General features: G+C 71.0%; 14 protein-coding genes and 3 pseudogenes. 10 read left to right on the plus strand and 7 right to left on the minus strand.

Features of this window, described 5'->3' with window-relative positions:
• Positions 1 to 147: 147 nt before the first annotated feature.
• Positions 148 to 561: an SsgA family sporulation/cell division regulator gene (locus AC07C1_RS03035; protein WP_478936484.1), complete on the plus strand. Its 414-nt coding sequence runs from the start codon at positions 148 to 150 to the stop codon at positions 559 to 561.
• Between the two features lie 31 nt (positions 562 to 592).
• Here the strand turns inward: AC07C1_RS03035 and AC07C1_RS03040 are convergent, their stop codons facing one another.
• Positions 593 to 1603, minus strand: coding sequence for a Gfo/Idh/MocA family protein (locus AC07C1_RS03040; RefSeq protein ID WP_478936485.1), 1011 nt, complete (start codon positions 1601 to 1603; stop codon positions 593 to 595).
• 87 nt (positions 1604 to 1690) lie between these two features.
• Complete coding sequence (locus AC07C1_RS03045) at positions 1691 to 2785, minus strand: baeRF3 domain-containing protein (protein WP_478936486.1); 1095 nt, start codon at positions 2783 to 2785, stop codon at positions 1691 to 1693.
• Positions 2786 to 2941: 156 nt separating this feature from the next.
• Here AC07C1_RS03045 and AC07C1_RS03050 point away from each other — a divergent pair, with 156 nt between their 5' ends.
• Together AC07C1_RS03050 and asnB are read left to right on the plus strand one after the other, a co-directional pair.
• Positions 2942 to 3721: an alpha/beta fold hydrolase gene (locus AC07C1_RS03050; RefSeq protein WP_478936487.1), complete on the plus strand. Its 780-nt coding sequence runs from the start codon at positions 2942 to 2944 to the stop codon at positions 3719 to 3721.
• A 276-nt stretch (positions 3722 to 3997) separates the two neighbouring features.
• A complete protein-coding gene (gene asnB / locus AC07C1_RS03055) occupies positions 3998 to 5839 on the plus strand; it encodes an asparagine synthase (glutamine-hydrolyzing) (RefSeq protein WP_478936488.1) in 1842 nt (613 codons plus the stop codon).
• On the opposite strand, the gene AC07C1_RS03060 is transcribed toward asnB, so the two are convergent.
• Positions 5832 to 6356 (minus strand): DUF4232 domain-containing protein, encoded by a 525-nt coding sequence (locus AC07C1_RS03060; protein WP_478936489.1) that lies wholly within the window; start codon positions 6354 to 6356, stop codon positions 5832 to 5834. The genes asnB and AC07C1_RS03060 overlap by 8 nt on opposite strands.
• Positions 6357 to 6564: 208 nt before the next feature.
• Positions 6565 to 8169, minus strand: a complete 1605-nt coding sequence (locus AC07C1_RS03065) for an alpha/beta hydrolase (protein ID WP_478936490.1) — start codon at positions 8167 to 8169, stop codon at positions 6565 to 6567.
• A gap of 282 nt (positions 8170 to 8451) precedes the next feature.
• Between AC07C1_RS03065 and AC07C1_RS03070 the strand changes: the two genes are divergently transcribed.
• Positions 8452 to 9132 carry a chaplin family protein gene (locus tag AC07C1_RS03070; RefSeq protein ID WP_478936491.1) on the plus strand — a complete coding sequence of 227 codons (681 nt, stop codon included), beginning with the start codon at positions 8452 to 8454 and terminating at the stop codon, positions 9130 to 9132.
• Between the two features lie 75 nt (positions 9133 to 9207).
• On the opposite strand, the gene AC07C1_RS03075 is transcribed toward AC07C1_RS03070, so the two are convergent.
• Together AC07C1_RS03075 and AC07C1_RS03080 are read right to left on the minus strand one after the other, a co-directional pair.
• Positions 9208 to 9912 (minus strand): class I SAM-dependent methyltransferase, encoded by a 705-nt coding sequence (locus AC07C1_RS03075; RefSeq protein WP_478936492.1) that lies wholly within the window; start codon positions 9910 to 9912, stop codon positions 9208 to 9210.
• A 112-nt stretch (positions 9913 to 10024) separates the two neighbouring features.
• Positions 10025 to 10501, minus strand: a pseudogene (locus tag AC07C1_RS03080) (dienelactone hydrolase family protein); the annotation flags it as partial.
• A 179-nt stretch (positions 10502 to 10680) separates the two neighbouring features.
• Between AC07C1_RS03080 and AC07C1_RS03085 the strand changes: the two are divergent.
• The 4 genes and pseudogenes from AC07C1_RS03085 to AC07C1_RS03100 all read left to right on the plus strand — a co-directional run bounded on the left by AC07C1_RS03085 (position 10681) and on the right by AC07C1_RS03100 (position 14432).
• On the plus strand, positions 10681 to 11535 hold the full coding sequence (locus AC07C1_RS03085; protein ID WP_478936494.1) for a GNAT family N-acetyltransferase: 855 nt from the start codon (positions 10681 to 10683) through the stop codon (positions 11533 to 11535).
• A gap of 533 nt (positions 11536 to 12068) precedes the next feature.
• Positions 12069 to 12509: a VOC family protein gene (locus AC07C1_RS03090; protein ID WP_478936495.1), complete on the plus strand. Its 441-nt coding sequence runs from the start codon at positions 12069 to 12071 to the stop codon at positions 12507 to 12509.
• Positions 12510 to 12945: 436 nt separating this feature from the next.
• Positions 12946 to 13884 carry an ADP-ribosylglycohydrolase family protein gene (locus AC07C1_RS03095; RefSeq protein ID WP_478936496.1) on the plus strand — a complete coding sequence of 313 codons (939 nt, stop codon included), beginning with the start codon at positions 12946 to 12948 and terminating at the stop codon, positions 13882 to 13884.
• A gap of 263 nt (positions 13885 to 14147) precedes the next feature.
• Positions 14148 to 14432: pseudogene (locus tag AC07C1_RS03100) on the plus strand (helix-turn-helix domain-containing protein).
• Between the two features lie 106 nt (positions 14433 to 14538).
• Here the strand turns inward: AC07C1_RS03100 and AC07C1_RS03105 are convergent.
• Positions 14539 to 15414, minus strand: coding sequence for a LysR family transcriptional regulator (locus tag AC07C1_RS03105; protein WP_478936497.1), 876 nt, complete (start codon positions 15412 to 15414; stop codon positions 14539 to 14541).
• Positions 15415 to 15536: 122 nt separating this feature from the next.
• Here AC07C1_RS03105 and AC07C1_RS03110 point away from each other — a divergent pair, with 122 nt between their 5' ends.
• Together AC07C1_RS03110 and AC07C1_RS03115 are read left to right on the plus strand one after the other, a co-directional pair.
• The gene (locus AC07C1_RS03110) at positions 15537 to 16535 is read left to right on the plus strand and encodes an NADP-dependent oxidoreductase (protein ID WP_478936498.1); all 999 of its coding nucleotides are present in this window, start codon (positions 15537 to 15539) and stop codon (positions 16533 to 16535) included.
• Positions 16535 to 16714 (plus strand): annotated as a pseudogene (locus AC07C1_RS03115) (nuclear transport factor 2 family protein); the annotation flags it as partial. The gene AC07C1_RS03110 and the pseudogene AC07C1_RS03115, both read left to right, overlap by 1 nt.
• Positions 16715 to 16721: the final 7 nt, after the last annotated feature.

Consider the following 16721-nt stretch of genomic DNA (forward strand, 5'->3'; position numbering starts at 1 on the left):
AGTTGGGCCATGGTGATGGCTTCCGTGTAGCGCTCAATCGCGTGTTCGACGCTCGTGTGTTCCATGTGGCCCTCGATCGGCGGGTAACCGCCCAACTCTGACCGGATTTGACGCCATGTGCAGGGCCTCGACGGACTCCATAAAGGCATGGACGTCTGTATCGAACAACCCGCCCTTGCCCGGCTCGTCACCGCCGAGGACCGGGAGATCCCGGTGTCGGCCACCCTTCGGTACACGACGGGCGACCCGCTGGCCGTCTTCGTGGACTTCCCCGCCGAGGCCGCCCTGGACGGCGAGGAGCTCAGCTGGATCTTCGCGCGCTCCCTGCTCGACCAGGGGCTGCGGGCCCCGGCCGGCCACGGGGACGTGCAGATATGGCCGTACGACCGCACGCGGACGGTGCTGGAGTTCCACTCGCCCCACGGCCTCGCCCTGTTGCAGTTCCAGGCCTCGGAGTTGCGCCGTTTCCTGCTGCGTACCTATGAGGTGGTGGCGGCCGGGCAGGAGGACATGGCGGCGGTGGTGGAGCGGGGGCTGAGCGCCCTCTTCGGCGGGGTGTGACGGTGCGGCCCCAAGCACCACTCACGCCCCGCTACCGAAGGCCGGGGCGCGGGGCGAGATCGACGGCTACCCGGCCGCCCGTCTCCAGGGCCCGGACCCCCGCCTCGGCGACGGCGGACACCGCGTAGCCGTCCCAGACGTCCGGGCCGGTGACCTCACCGCGCCGGGTGGCGTCGACCCAGGCCTGCACCTCGCGGTCGTAGGCGTCGGCGAACCGCACGAGGTAGTCCCGCGCCACCTCCTCCGCGGCGCTGCCCCTGGTCGTGACCACCATGGTGTGCTCGTCGCCGATCCGGGCGCTGCCCGCCTCGCACACGGCCTCGCAGCGCACCTGGTAGCCGAAGCCGCAGTTGACGAAGACCTCGACGTCGACGAGGGCGCCCCGCTCGGTCTCGAACAGGACGAACTGCGGATCGATCAGGCCCTCGGGGGCGCCCGCGGCAGGCCCGGGCCGCAGCACGGTCACCGCCGTCAGCTCCTGCCCGAGCAGCCAGCGGGCCGCGTCGATCTCATGGGAGACGGAGCTGTTGATCAGCATGGCGCTGGTGAAACCGGCGGGGGAGGAGACGTTGCGGTGGGTGCAGTGCAGCATCAGGGGCCGGCCGAGGCTTCCCCCGTCCAGCAGGGCCTTCAGCCGCCGGTACTGGGCGTCGTAGCGGCGCATGAAGCCGATCTGCGCCAGCCGGCGACCGAGCCGGGCCTCCGCCTCCACGACCCGCAGTGCGCCGGTGGAGTCCGGCACCATGGGTTTCTCGCACAGCACCGGCAGCCCGCGGGCGAAGCAGGCGAGCAGCGCCTCCTCGTGGGCGGGACCGGGGGAGGCGATCAGCACGGCCCGCACGCCGGGCGCGTCGAGAGCGGCGGGCCAATCGGCGTGCACCGTCACGCCGGGAAGGCCTGCCGCCGCCTGCTTCGCCCGCTCCACATCGGGATCGGCCACGGCCGCGACTCGGGCGCCGCTGACCACCTGGTCGAGACGTCGTATGTGGTCGGCTCCCATGTGGCCGGCACCCAGTACCGCCACACCCAGCAGGTCACCCATGCGCCCGCTCCCTCCCGCCGACAGTCACGGCGTAGCGTACGCCGACGGGAGAGCGCTTACCCCGGGGCTGCAGGGCCTCGGCGGGGCTCAGTACCGCAGTACGGCCGCGATGCCGTCGGCGTCGCCCAGGGTGCCGTCGGGGACGAAGCGCACCTCGGCGCCGGTCTCCAGGCACTGCTCGACGATCTCGTCCACGATGTCGTCGTGGGCGTCCAGATCGCCCGGCTCGGCCGGCATCAGATGCTCGCCGAGGTCGCGGACGGTCGCGCGGAAGTTCTCCTCCACGGCGAGCAGCCGGACCCGGCCCTCGCGGGCGCTCTGCCACAGCTCGTCCAGCCCGGCCGCGAAAGTCCGGTGGCCGCGCGCGGAGGTCAGTTCCCCGACCACGGACGTGGCGTCCCTGGTCGTCTCCGCATCCAGAATGGGCCGGATGGCCTGCCACACGGTCTCGGGGTCGGCGTGCGCGAGCCCGCCCCGGCGCACCTGCACGGCGGCCCTGGCCACGCTGCCGGCCTCGTCCAGCAGCGCGAGCGCGGCCTGTTCACCGGTGACGTACAGCGGGCGCGGCTGCTCGCGCAGGACCGCGCCCATGGCGGTGTCCGCCTCCCGCAGGAACTGCCGCGTGCCCTCGTCGCGGAAGGTGCTCGGCAGATCGCCGACGCGCATCTGGCGCTCGGCGTCGAAGTTCTCCCGGTTGCGGATGAACGGGAAGCCCCCGGAGCGGTCCTCGACGACCCGGTCCGGGCCGCCGTTCCACAGCGTGACGCGGTCCGCGGAGACCGACAGCACCCAGAAGGGGCGCTCGGCGGCCTGTGCGGCGACCAGGTTGCGGGTGAGGAAGGTATCCGCGAGAACGACCCGTTCCGGGACGGTGCGGCCCAGCGACCAGACCTGGTGCTCGCCCGGGGCGGCGAAGATCACCAGGCCGTCCTCGGCGTGTGTCAGGTCCACCTCGGCCAGCGCGCGGTCGAGTTGTGCCTCGACGTCGGCGCGCCGGTCGCGGGTGACGGCGGGGTCGGACTCCAGGCGTTTGCGGGCCTCGGCCACGACATTGCGCAGCCGGACCGGATCCTGGCCGTTCTCGGGTTCGCGGCGGTGCGTCGGGGTCAGCACGGACACCGCCGGGTAGGGACGCGGGCGCCGCAGTTCGGCGAGGGTAGCGGGACTCAGTGCGTGCTCCATGAACAGCACGATAGGGCGGATTCGCCGCTACGGCATTCGGGGTAATCCGTACCGGAAGCCCGGGGGTGTTCCTGGGCGGGCGCCGGTGACGCGGTGCCGTGCGGCCGGTTACCGTACCCGTCAGTAACCAGACCGTACCGCGCCCCAGGAGGCCCCATGCCGCAGCTCGAAGTCGACGGAGCGGCCCTGACGTACGACGACGAGGGCCCGCGCGACGCACAGGACGTGCCCCTCGTGTTCGTCCACGGCTGGACCGCGAACCGGCACCGATGGGACCACCAGCTGGCGCACTTCTCCGGCAGACGGCGGGTGATCCGCCTCGACCTGCGCGGCCACGGGGACAGCACCGGCGCCGGGGTACGCACGATCGCGGCACTCGCCGAGGACGTCCTCTCGCTGCTCGATCACCTGGAGGTCGAGCGGTTCGTGCTGATCGGCCACTCCATGGGCGGCATGATCGCGCAGACCATCGCCCTCGCCCACCCCGACCGGGTGGAGCGGATGGTGCTGGTCAACTCCATCGGCCGCATGACGTACAGCCGCGGCAGGGGCCTGCTGATGGCGGCCTCCACGCTGGTGCCGTTCAAGCTGTTCGTCGCCGCCAACATCCAGCGGGCCTTCGCGCCCGGATACCCGCGCGAGGAGATCCGCGAGCACATCCGCGCCTCCGCCGGCACCCCGCGTGAGGTCGTCATGACGCTGTACGGCGCGATGCGGGCCTTCGACGTCCTGGACCGGGCCGGTGAGATCCGTACGCCCACCCTGATGGTGCACGGCTACCACGACGCCCAGCTGCCGGTGCGGCAGATGCTCCGGATGGCCAAGGCCTACCCGGACGCGGTCGTGCGCATAGTGGACGCGGGGCACGAACTGCCCGTGGAGAAGCCTGTCGAACTGACCGAGGTGCTCGACCGGTTCGTGACCGGGAAGCCGTGAACCGGAGGCGCTTGGAGAAGTTTTTGCCCCTGGCCGGTTCCTGACGGCACCGCCCCGGCGGCATGGGCTTCACCGGATTTCGCGCAAGCAAAACACGGCCGAAACCGTGGGGGCCCGCGCGCCGTCCGTGTTACGGCCGCGTTGACCCCGCCGGGTGCCTGACGGAGGCTCGTCGTATAGGTGCTCGATACAACTGGTTTTCCGTTCGGTCGCTCTCCTTCCCGAAAGCGCAGGTGAGTGAGGGCCCCGCGGTGAGCCGGAGGCAGGAGGTAGCGCATGTGCGGCATCACCGGATGGGTCTCCTTCGACCGCGACCTGGCCACCGAGGCCACCACATTGCATGCGATGACCGAGACGATGGCCTGCCGGGGCCCCGACGACCGCGGCGTCTGGACCGAGGGTCCCGCCGCCCTGGGGCACCGCCGGCTCGCCATCATCGACCTGCCCGGCGGCCGGCAGCCGATGTCCCTCGTGACCCCCGACGGAGCCGTCGCCCTGGTGTACTCCGGCGAGGCGTACAACTTCACCGAGCTGCGCCGGGAACTCGAAGGCCACGGCCACCGGTTCACCACCGACTCCGACACCGAGGTCGTCCTGCACGGCTACCTCGAATGGGGTGACGCGGTCGCCGAACGCCTCAACGGCATGTACGCGTTCGCCGTGTGGGACGGCCGCCACGACAAGCTCGTGATGATCCGCGACCGCATGGGCATCAAGCCGTTCTACTACTACCCGACCCCCGACGGCGTCCTGTTCGGCTCCGAGCCCAAGGCGATCCTCGCCAACCCGCTGGCCCGCCCCCGCGTCTCGCTGGACGGCCTGCGCGAGCTGTTCGTCCTGATCAAGACGCCCGGACACGCGATCTGGGACGGCATGCGGGAGATCGAACCGGGCACCGTCGTCACCGTCGACCGCTCCGGCCTCGCCACCCGCGTCTACTGGCGGCTCGAAACCCGCCCGCACACCGACGACCGTGACACCACCATCGGCACCGTGCGCTCGCTCCTCGACGACATCGTGCGCCGCCAGCTGATCGCCGACGTGCCGCGCTGCACCCTGCTCTCCGGCGGCCTCGACTCCTCGGCCATGACCGCGCTGGCCGCCCGCCAACTGGCCGAGCACGGCGAGAAGGTGCGCAGCTTCGCCGTCGACTTCGTCGGTCAGGCCGACAACTTCGTCGCCGACGAACTCCGCGGCACCCCCGACACCCCGTTCGTGCACGACGTGGCCCGGCTCGCGGACACGGACCACCAGGACATCGTCCTCGACGCGCAGTCCCTCGCCGACCCCGCCGTGCGCGAGCAGGTGGTCCGCGCCCGCGACCTGCCGGCCGGCTTCGGCGACATGGACGCCTCGCTCCTGCTGCTGTTCCGCGCCATCCGGGACAAATCCACGGTGGCCCTGTCCGGTGAGTCCGCCGACGAGGTCTTCGGCGGCTACCTGCAGTTCTTCGACGAGGAGGCGCGGCGCGCCGACACCTTCCCCTGGCTGGTGCGGTTCGGCCGCCACTTCGGCGACGACACCGAGATCCTGCGCGCCGACCTCGCCAAGTCCCTCGACCTCCAGGGCTATGTCGCCGACGGCTACCGCACCGCCGTCGTCGGCATCGACCGCCTGGACGGCGAGAGCGACTTCGAGTACCGCATGCGGCAGATCAGCCACCTGCACCTGACCCGCTTCGTCCGCGCCCTGCTCGACCGCAAGGACCGGATGAGCATGGCCGTCGGCCTCGAGGTCCGGGTGCCGTTCTGCGACCACCGGCTGGTCGAGTACGTCTACAACGCCCCGTGGGCGCTGAAGTCCTTCGACGGCCGGGAGAAGAGCCTGCTGCGGGAGGCGTCCGCGGACGTCCTGCCGCGGTCGGTGTACGAGCGGGTCAAGAGCCCGTACCCGTCGACGCAGGACCCACGCTATGCCCGCGCCCTGCAGGACCAGGCCCGGGACCTGCTCTCCCGGCCCTCCCACCGCGTCTTCGACCTGGTCGACCGGGACCGGCTCCGGGAGGCCGCCGAACGGGACGCACCGGTCAGCACCCAGGTCGCCCGGCGCGGCCTGGAACGCACCCTGGACCTCGCCCGATGGCTGGACCTCTACGCGCCGGAGCTGGCCCTCAGCTGAGGCCGATGGCCCGGTCCGCGGCCGCCGCCGTGCGCTGCCACCACGTCGTCACCGGTTCCCACACCAGGACCTCCTTCCCGGTGCCGAGCTGCGCGGCGGTGAAGGAACGGCCCCAGTGCGCCGCCGACGCGGCCACGGTGAGCGACTCCACCCGGCGGGCCTCGGGGTCCGCCGGATCCCCGATGGTCCGGACGTCCGCGTGGGCCGTGCCACCCGCCGCGAGCCGGTAGGTACCGGTGCCGCCCTCCGGCACCGGCAGCGCGGCCCCGTCCAGGTCCCCGAAGGTCACCGTGGGCACCCGGTCGACGACGCAGGCACGGGCGCCCCGATTGGTGACACTCACGCGCACCACGGTCGGGTCGGCGGCCATGGCCTTCGCCCGGACCGTCAGTGCCTTCTCGGCGCAGTGCGCGGGCTGGGCGTGGCCGGTGGCGGCCTGGCTCTGCGGCGCGGTCAGCAGCAGGGCCGCCGCGGCGGCCGAGGCGGCGGGTACGGCGATGGCGGCGCGGATGCGCATGGTGGCTCCCCCTGTCGTGGTCAGATACACGGTGCGGCGGCCGAAGCGCGCCTGCCCAGTGTGACGGCCGGGGCTGCCGGAAGGTTGTGCCGTATTCGGGCCTGTCACGCGCTTGCGCCACTCCTGTCATCAATTGGTGGCGTTCGCGCCTTCGGCGCATGATGCCGCTCCCGCGCCTGTCAGCTCCGCGCCTGTCAGCTCCGCGCCGTCAGCCGGAGCGGTCCGTGCCGCCGCTCCAGTTCTTCCCGTCCGACGGGCAGGAGCTGCCGTTCGCGGGCAGGGAGCCGTAGAGCAGGAAGTCGTTGATCTTGCGGTGGACACACGTGGAGGAGGAGTAGCCGGTGTGGCCCTCACCCTTGTTGTCGAGGACCACGGCCGACGGGCCGAGCCGTTCGGCCGTCTCCACGGTCCACCGGTACGGCGTCGCCGGGTCGCCGCGCGTCCCCACGAGCAGCAGCTTCGCCGAGTCGACGTCCTTGACCCGGTCACGGATGAAGTCCGTGCCCTTGGGGCGGCCGTAGCACATCAGCAGCTGGGCGAGCCGGTAGCGGCCGAAGACCGGTGAGGCCTCCTCGTACGCGGCCCGCAGTTCCTTCAGATCCTTGGTGATCCGGGCGTCGGCGGGGCGGTCCGGGTCGTCCGCGCAGTTGATCGCCATCAGCGCGGCCGGCAGGTTGTCCGCCGGGACCTCGTCGGGGTCGACGAGACCGCCGTCCTTCCGGTGCCGCTCCCGGGGTACGCCGATGCCGCCGGCGGAGAAGTTCAGCACGCCCCGGGTGTCGCCGTCCTCGACCAGTGAGGCCAGCGCGCGCTCCAGCGAGGGCCACAGGTCCTTGCTGTAGAGGGCCTGCCCGATGGCTCCCACCAGGTCCTGGCCGGAGAACGAGCCGCCGAGATCAGTCGGCACCGGGTTCTCGTCGAGGGAACGCACGATCCCGACGACCTGGCCCCCGGCCGCACGCCGGTCCTTGCCGAACGGACAGGCGACATCCGTCGTACACCAGTCCAGGAAGTCGTTCAGCGCGGTCTGCTGCCCCTCGGCGCCCGCGACGCCCTGCTCGGACAGCGGCTCGGTCAGCGTGTCCACGCCGTCCAGGGCCAGCCGGCCGACCTTGTGCGGGAACTGCGCCGCGTACACCGCGCCGAGCCGCGTTCCGTAGGAGAAGCCGAGGTAGTTGAGCTTCTCGTCGCCGAGCGCCTGACGGATGACGTCCAGGTCGCGGGAGGCGTTCACGGTGCCGATGTGGGGCAGCACCGGCCCGGAGTGCCGGGCGCACTGGTCGGCGACCTGCCGCAACTGTTTGAGCAGCGCCTGCGGGCGGGCTGTGTCGGTGGTCCCGCTCACCACGGCGGAGGCCTCGCCGCCGCCTTCGCCACAGCTGACGGGGGAGGAGCGGCCGACACCGCGCGGGTCGAAGGTGACCACGTCGTAGCCGTTGGTCAGGTCCATGAACTGCCGGCCTTCCTCGGCCAGCGCACTGATGCCCGCGCCGCCCGGGCCGCCGAAGTTCAGCAGCACCGAGCCGTGCCGCGTGCCCGTGGCGCGATAGCGGGCCAGCGCCACGTCCAGGGTGCCCGCGCGCGGGCGGGCGTAGTCGAGCGGCACGGTGACCTTCGCGCACTCGAGGTCCTTCGGCATGTCCGGGCCCGCGCAGGCGGCCCAGGCCACCTTCTGCCGGTAGAAGCGCGACAGGTCGGGCTGCGGCCGGTCGGCGGCAGCCGCGGGCAGCCCGGCACCGAGCAGTGCCAGGGCGAGGGCTCCGGCACCCGCGCAACGCCGCACGGCGGGCCGTGGGGACAGCTTGGCCAGCATGGTCGCCTCCCGGGGCGCCCGCCACGGACCGGGGGACGGCGCCCTCGGATCACCATAAGCGGGCTCCGGACGACCCGCCTCCGGGCGAGCGGGGCGGACCCCGGTTCCGTACTCTTCGCGCCCTCCGTACCTGTTGGTGATCATTGAGAGGCTTTACAGGAGGTTCGATAAGCCTGCCACTCGATGGGGTGAAAGGCCGATAAGCCATAACTCGGATGGTTCATCTGCGTTTCTAGAGGTGCGGGTGAGTGCCCGCGACGATGTCTGGAAGGCAGGGAACCTATGAGACGGGCCACCCGAAACGGTGTGATCGCCGTCGCCGCCGCGTCCGGCGCGATGGCCATGGCGCTGCCGGTGTCCGCCGCCTTCGCGGCCGACGGTGCCGCGGCCGAGGGCGCCTCGGCCGGCTCGCCCGGGCTGATCTCCGGCAACGGCATCCAGCTCCCGGTGCACGTGCCGGTGAACGTGTGCGGCAACACCGTGAACGTCGTGGGGCTGCTCAACCCGGCCGCGGGCAACGCGTGCGCGAACACCGGCGGCGCCGGGAAGGGCGGCTCGGCCTCGTCCGGCGGGGCGTCCTCCGGCGGGGCGTCCGCCCAGGGCGGCACGGAGGACTCGCCGGGTGTCGTCTCCGGCAACGACATCCAGCTCCCCGTCCACCTGCCGGTGAACGTCAACGGCAACAGCGTCAACGTGGTGGGCCTGGGCAACCCGGCCGTGGGCAACCAGTCGGTCAACGGCCCCGGCGACCACCCCGGCACCCCTCGCCACCCCCATGCCCCGGCCCCGAAACCCCCGGCCCACGCCAAGACCCACCCCGCCCCGCGCCACCCCGCCCCGCAGACCGCGGCGCTGGCCCACACCGGGACGGACCTGACGGCCCCCCTCGTCGCCGGCGGCGCCGCGTCCCTGCTCACGGGCACGGTCCTGTACCGCCGCTACCGCCCGGGCCGCACCCACTGACCCGGCACCCCCGAGTCCCCACCGGACGCCGGCCCGGTGGGGACTCGCCGTAAGGTTCACAGGCTGTCGATCCAGTCAGCCATGTTCGTGAAGGGGCCCGCTCCGGTCGCGGTCGACGGGTCGCTTGGCCATGACGACCACTCCCGGCCCACTCTGCTCATCCGCGGGGAGCCTGAGTTCGGCGACCGGGAGCAGTCCAGCCTGCTCGATCAGGTCCACGAGTTGTTCCGGCCGCCATTTGTGTGTCGTCCAACGAACGGGTACACCTCCGTAGGCCTCGGTGCGCACCGCGTCCTCGTCGCCGACGTGTGTCGCGGTGAGGAAGTGTCCGCCTGGCTTCAACGCGCGCGCGAACAGGGCGAGAACCTGAGGAAGGACCTCACGGGGGAGGTTGAACAGCGACCACCATCCGAGCACACCGCCGAGGGACGCCTCACCAAGGTCGAGGTCGGTGGCGGAGGCGACACCGAAGCGGCATTGCGGGTGAAGACGGCGCGCGTCCTCGATCATGCGGGGAGAGAGATCCACCCCGGACACGTCGAGTCCGCGTTCGGCAAGGTAGGCGGTCACCGTTCCGGGTCCGCAGCCGACGTCGAGGACCGGCCCGAGCTCGCTCACGGTGTCGGCGAAGGCGTCGATCGATGCCTTGAGCCACGGATGACAGCGGATGTCGCCGAATCCCGTCGTCGACACCATGTGGGCGTAGTTGTCGGCCACCCGGTCATAGGACTCACGTACCACGTCGAGATCGGCTGGGCGGTCAATATGGTGTGCGCGCATCGGCCAACCATAGGACTGTACGACGGCCTTGGGGCCCGTGGGCGCCCCCGCGAACCGGAGCCGGTGGCGGTCGACCGGCCTGCGCGGCCCGGAACCGCGGTGGCCGACCGGATCACTCCGTCACGAGCAGGCACTCGGCGAGCAGGTCGACGACGTCGCGCCAGGCTCGCTGCGCGTGCCGTGGGTGGCAACCGACGCCGGGGACCACGGTCTGGTCTGCCGGCGGGTGGTGGAAGGCGTGCAAGGCGCCGCCGTAGACCACGAGGCGCCAGTCGACGCCCTCGGCCTGCATCTCGGCGGTGAACGCGTCCCGTTGCGCGGGCGGCATGGTCGGGTCTTCCGACCCGACCCCGGCCCACACCGGGCAGCGAATGCGCGCCGCCTCGCCCGGTCGGCCCGTGGCCAGTGCGTTGATCGTCGCGATCGCGCGCAGATCGACGCCGTCGCGCCCGAGTTCCAGCACGATCGCGCCCCCGGTGCCGTAGCCGACGGTGGCGATCCGGTCGGGGTCGGTCCGTGCTTCGGCGCGCAACACGTCCAGCGCCGCGTGGCCGATGCCCCGCATCCGGTCCGGGTCGGCGAGCAGGGGGGTGAGGGCGTCGGCCCGGCGGCCCTGTGTTCGCCACCCGCCTCGATGCCGCTGCTCCTGAGCGCCGTGACCGGCCCTGGCCTGCGGCACGCAACGGCCGATCTCCCCGTGGCGCGGCCCCCGTTGATCCGGAAGGATGCTCCACGGCAGTCCGACCCCGACGGAAACGGAGCGCACCGATGACCTTTGCGGCCCCCCACGACCTCGTCGTCACGCAGGCCACCCTCGCCGACTGGCCGGTGATCAGCGGGTGGGCGGCGGCGGAGGGCTGGAATCCCGGACTGTCCGACGGGCCCGCCTTCTTCGCCCAGGACCCCGACGGGTTCTTCCTCGGCCGGATCGACGGGGAGCCGGTGTCAGCCATCTCCGTCGTCAACCACGGCCCCGACTACGCCTTCCTCGGCTGTTACCTCGTCCGCCCCGACCTGCGCGGTCACGGCCACGGCCTCACCACCTGGAAGACCGCCCTCGCCCACGCGGGCAACCGCACCGTCGGCCTCGACGGAGTCGTCGCCCAGCAGGACAACTACCGCCAGTCCGGCTTCCAACTCGCCCACCGCACCATCCGGTTCACCGGCATCGCCCCCGAGCGGGAGGCTGCCCGGGGTGTACGGCCTGCCGGGCCCGCCGACCTCGCCGGGATCACCGCCTACGACAGCGCCTGCCATCCGGCCGACCGCCCGCGCTTCCTCGCCGAGTGGCTCACCGGCCCCGGCCACCGGACCCTCGTACGCCATGACGGCGAACGGCTCGTCGGCTACGGCGTGATCCGCCCCGGCCACGACAGCCTGCGCATCGGGCCCCTCTTCGCGAACACCGCCGAGGACGCCCGAGCCCTGTTCGCCGCCCTTGTCGCCGACGTCACCGGCCGCGAGGTCGCCATCGACGTGCCCGAGCCGAACGCGGCCGGCCTCGCCCTCGCCGAAGAGGCGGGATTCCACGCCTCGTTCGAGACGGCCCGCATGTACACCGGTCCGGTGCGCGACCATGCCCATGAGCGCGTGTTCGGCGTCACCACGCTCGAACTCGGCTGACCCGCGGGGGGATTCGGCACGTGCGGCTGGTAGCGGCGGTGAAGGTCCCGCACCTGCGCCACCCCCGGCACCGGCCCCCTGCGGCGGTCCTCCCGGGGCGCGACCTCTTGGCCGGGCAGGGGACCACCGGCGGCGCGGGCACACACGCTTCGGCCGGCCCCCCATCAGCCTTCCGCACGACTTCCCGCACTGGAACACGGTCTACGGCTACTTCGCCAAGTGGGCGACAGAAGGCATGTTCGCCCCCCCCCGTGCCAGATCCTGCTCTGCGGCCGGGGTGGGCCGCGAGCCCAAGTGGGACGGTTCTCCGGACCTTCCCGGTGTCTCATTCGGGTGCCCGATAGAGGGCTTCCTCGACTGTTTGTGTCGTGTATGGGCGGGTCTCGTCCGACGATTGGAGCACCCCAGGGCGGGGCCAGAAGCGGGCCTTTCGGAACTCAGCCCGTGTAACGGGTGTCAAGAACGGGCCGCTGGCTCCGTCCTCGGTATACCGGTGGCCTCAAAGGGCCGCGCAACGCAGAGGGAGAACCGTCATGACGCTTCAGCGGATGGACAACGTCGGCATCGTGGTCGAAGACCTGGACGCCGCCGTCGCCTTCTTCACCGAACTGGGCATGGAGGTCGAAGGCACGGCGCAGATCGAGGGCCTCTTCGCGGATCAGGCCGTCGGACTCGACGGAGTCCGCAGCGACATCGCGATGATGCGGACCCCGGACGGCCACGGCAAGCTGGAGCTCGCGCAGTACCACACCCCCGCGGCGATCGGCGACGGATCGCACAACCCGCCGCCGAACACGCTGGGCCTGCACCGGGTCATGTTCGCCGTCGACGACATCGACGACACCATCGCCCGCCTGCGCCCCCATGGCGCCGAACTAATCGGCGAGGTAGCCCAGTACAAGGACATCTACCGCCTCTGCTACCTCCGCGGCCCCTCAGGCATCATCCTCGCCCTGGCCGAGCAGATCAGCTGACGGCCCTTCACAGCCGGCCTGCGAGCGATCAGAGCAATCCGCTGGACGGATGAGAAGGACATGCGACGAACGCCCGTCTCGTCCATCTCCAAAGCGAGCCAGCACCCCCACCGCCGTGTCTCACGAGACACGGCGAGGTCTGGAGGAAGGACCGGTTCGGGGCCCTGATCTCCGTGGAAGCGGGCCGGGGGGGTGCTGCGTTCGAGGCGCGGCACCGAGATGGCGCCGGCGTTCCCTGAGATCGTCGCCGGGACCGCGCATCGCCCTGACGCCACAGCGCTGGACGGCGTTATGTGCCCTGTACGGGTGTCACACACCCAAGGTGTCTCAGGCGGCGCACCTCCATAGACGAGACGCGTTCGCCTCCGATCATTCGGGGAGCCGAAGAAGGAATAGGTCCGCGCGGCCGTGGGCATGGCACAGATAACCTGTGCGAATGACGGGGATTCAGCGGGCCGCTGGCGCGGTCGTCGGCTCAGCGGTGGGTGACGCCCTGGGCGGCCCCTTCGAGTTCGGTCCCCAAGGAGCGTTCTCCGCGCGGTTTCCCGCGCCTGGTGCCGGTGGCGAGATGTGCGGAGGCGGTGGCTGGGACCCCGGCGAGGCCACTGACGACACGCAGATGGCTGTCCTGCTCGCGGAGTCGCTGTTGGAGCGGGGCGGACTGGATCTGCCGGACATCTTCGCCCGCTTCCAGCGGTGGGCAGCATCAGAACCGAAGGACATCGGCTTGCAGACCGAAGACGTCCTGACCAACGGCATGCCCTGGGATCTCGCCGCCGCGATCCATTTCCAGGTCAATCAGCGAGCCGCGGGGAACGGCTCCTTGATGCGGGCAGCGACCTCTGCGGTCTACTTCGCGGCCGCCGGCCAAGAAGCCACCATGGACGCGGCCCGCCGAATCGCTGCCCTGACCCATGGGGACCAAGCGGCGTGGGAAGGCACCGCGATCTTCCACGAACTCATCCGCGTCACGTTCGAGGACACCGACCCTCTCACCGCGCTCCCGGACATCTTGGCCTTCGTCCATCCCGACCACCGCGGCCGCTACGCCACAGTCCTCGCGCCCGATTGGCATCCCGATCAGGCGACCGAGTTCAACGGTGCCGTCTGGCCCTGCCTGGGCTCCGCCGTCTGGGCCCTGCGCACCACCAACAGCTTCGAAGACGCGGTACGCGCGGCGATCGACCTCGGCGGTGACACGGACACGGTCGCCGCAGTGACTGGAGGCCTCGCGGGGGCGTACTACGGACTGGATGCAATCCCCGCCGACTGGACTCAGCCGCTCCATGTCCCGCTCCCCGGATTCGACGGACGCGTGCTGCGCCTGGCAGATCTGCTCCACCTTGCACACCGCCTCGGAGCGCGCCCTTTTTGAGACAGGCGTGGCAGCCCGCATAAACGGCGAGTTGGTCGTAAGGGAGGCAGGCCGGCTCGCCTTCGAGCGACTGCAGACCCGGCTTCAGCGGCGCGGGGGTCGGCGGCGATGAATTGCATTAGCTGCAACAGTTCGTAGCCCCTCGCCTCGGACGTCTCCGCTGTTCGGGGACCCTGACGCGGGAATGCCCGTGGCTCCCTTGCGTAGCTGATCAGCACCGAACGGTATGGACGCAACAATGATGTGTTTGCCTGCGGGCCACGATGGCCGAGCACCAGATGTTCCAGACCCCGGACCTGGTGCCGCTCCTGGCTGAACGCGGCGTGAGCCTGTCGCGTGAGCAGGTCTACCGCTTGGTGAAGTAGCCGCCCCAGCGGATGAGCATGGACACACTGGTCGCGCTGTGCGACATCCTCGGGTACGCGCCGAACGGTCTCATCAAGCCGAGGGTGGTCAACGCGCAGGTCAGGAAGACCGCGGATGGACAGGCTGAGCCGCTGTCGCTGAAGGAGCGGCGTACGACGATCCGGCGCCCGGGTCAGCCGTGAGGCCCCTGACGCCGGAGCCAGGTCCGCTTCGCGCCGAGCTCGCTGCCGCCCAGGAGCAGCGCGGGTGAGCACCGCTCGGGGCAGTTCAGCGCCAAGCGGGTCCCGGTCAGGCTGCCGGGGCGGTCAGGACGGCCTTGGCCGCCAGCCGGAGATTCCTGATCATCGGATTCGGGTCGCCCTTGCGGCTGACCAGGACCACCTGGCTCGGGGGAGCGCCCTCGACCGGGACGGTGACGAGGTTGGGACGCAGTGAGCTACGCCGATCGCCGACCGGTAGCACGGCGATCGCCCTGCCGCTCGCGACGAGTTCGAGCTTGTCCTCGTAGCTCTCGATCGGCGGCACGCTGGCCCCGAGGATCCGGTAGGAAGTCCAGTCCGCGGTCTCGAACGCGCACGGCGCCGCCTCCTCGCCGGCCAGTTCTTCCGCGGTCACCGACGTGCGGTCGGCCAAGGGATGGCCGCGCGGGACCACGAGCATCCGGGGCTCCTCGTACAGCGGCGTGGTGAACACGTCGTCGGCGGCGAGCGGCAGCGGGGCCCGCGCGATCAGGGCGTCGACGCGCTTGTCGGACAGCGCCCCGACGTCGCGGCAGCTCAGGTACCGGGTGGCGATCTCGGCGTCCGGGTAACGGCGGCGCAGTTCCCGTACGGCGGCAGTGATCACCAAGTCTTCAACGTAGCCGATGGCGATTCGTTCGGTCTCGGCTAGTTCACGCACGGCCAGCTCGGCCTGGCGGGCGGCCTGCAGCAGGGCTTGGGCACGGGGGAGGAACCTCTGGCCGGCCGGAGTGAGCCGGGTGCCCTTGGGGTCGCGGTCCAGCAGTCGTGCGCCGAGATACTTCTCGAGCCGTTGGATCTGGCGGCTCAGCGCCGGCTGGGCCACGTGCAAGTCGGCGGCGGCCCGGCCGAAGTGCTGGTGCGCCGCCACCACGGTGAAGTAGCGCACCAGCCGCAGTTCCAGGTCCTGTCCGAGATCGTTCACCCTTCCAGCGTAGGCGTCATGCCGCTTCGGAATGATCAGGTTGCCGAACCGGTCTTGGACGGCCATGCCGTCCTGGGCCTTGACTGAAGGAGCAACGTTTCCCCAAGAAAGCGACAGGTGCGATGAAGGCGATCCAGTTCCACGAAGCGGGCGGGCCGGAAGTTTTGCAGTATGACGAGGTGCCGGTTCCCGAGATCGGCCCGGGCGAGGTGCTCGTCCGGGTGCACGCGGCGGGCATCAACCCGCCGGACTGGTATCTGCGTGAGGGGATGAAGGTCATGCCGGCCGAGATGAGGCCGGCGCTGGAGTTCCCCCTGATCCCCGGAACGGACATGTCGGGCGTGGTCCAGGCGGTCGCTCCGGACGTGCTGGGGTTCGCCGTCGGTGACGAGGTCTTCGGCATGCTGCGGTTCCCCGGATTCGACGGCCGGACATACGCCGAGTATGTGGCCGCGCCGGCTTCGGACCTGGCTCACAAGCCGGCCGGTATCGACCACGTGCAGGCGGCTGGGGCGCCGATGGCCGTGCTTACGGCCTGGCAGTACCTGGTTGATCTCGGCCACGACGTGCCGTCTCCTTTCACCGGCCAGGTGCACCAGCCGGTGCCGATCACGCCAGGGATGACCGTGCTGGTCAACGGGGCCGCCGGTGGAGTGGGCCACTTCGCGGTGCAGCTGGCGAAATGGAAGGGGGCACACGTAATCGCGGTGGCCTCGGGCCGGCACGAGCAGTTCCTGCGCAAGCTCGGCGCCGATGAGTTCATCGACTACACCAGGACGCAGGCCGCGGACGTGGTCAGCGGTGTCGACCTGGTGATCGACACCGTCGGTGGCCCGGACAGCTCACGCTTCCTGACCGTGCTCAAGCGCGGCGGCACCATGCTTCCGGTGTTCTTCGCCCAGTACGACCCGGAAGAGACAGCGAGTCTGGGCATCACAGTCTCGAACATTCAGGTGCGTTCCAACGGGCCCGAGCTCGCCGAGATCGGGCGCGTGTTCGACGAGGGCAAGCTCCAGGTCGGGGTGGACAGCACCTACCCGCTGCCCGAGGCGGGCAGCGCACACACGCGAGCCGCACAGGGCCACCTCCAAGGCAAGATCGTGCTGACGGTGGTCTCCTGATCGCCGAACTCCAGCAGGCGGTGGCGAACTACGCCCACGCCCTGGACGAGCTGAATGTGCCCGAGCTGGAAGCGGTCCTGACCGAAGACACCACCTGGACCTTCACGATGCCCGGACAGGGAGTGCTCGGCCCGGTCGCCGGACGCGCGGCGGTGCTCGACTTCATCCGTGACGGGTACACGGCGG

This window comes from Streptomyces sp. NPDC045022, assembly GCF_056432605.1.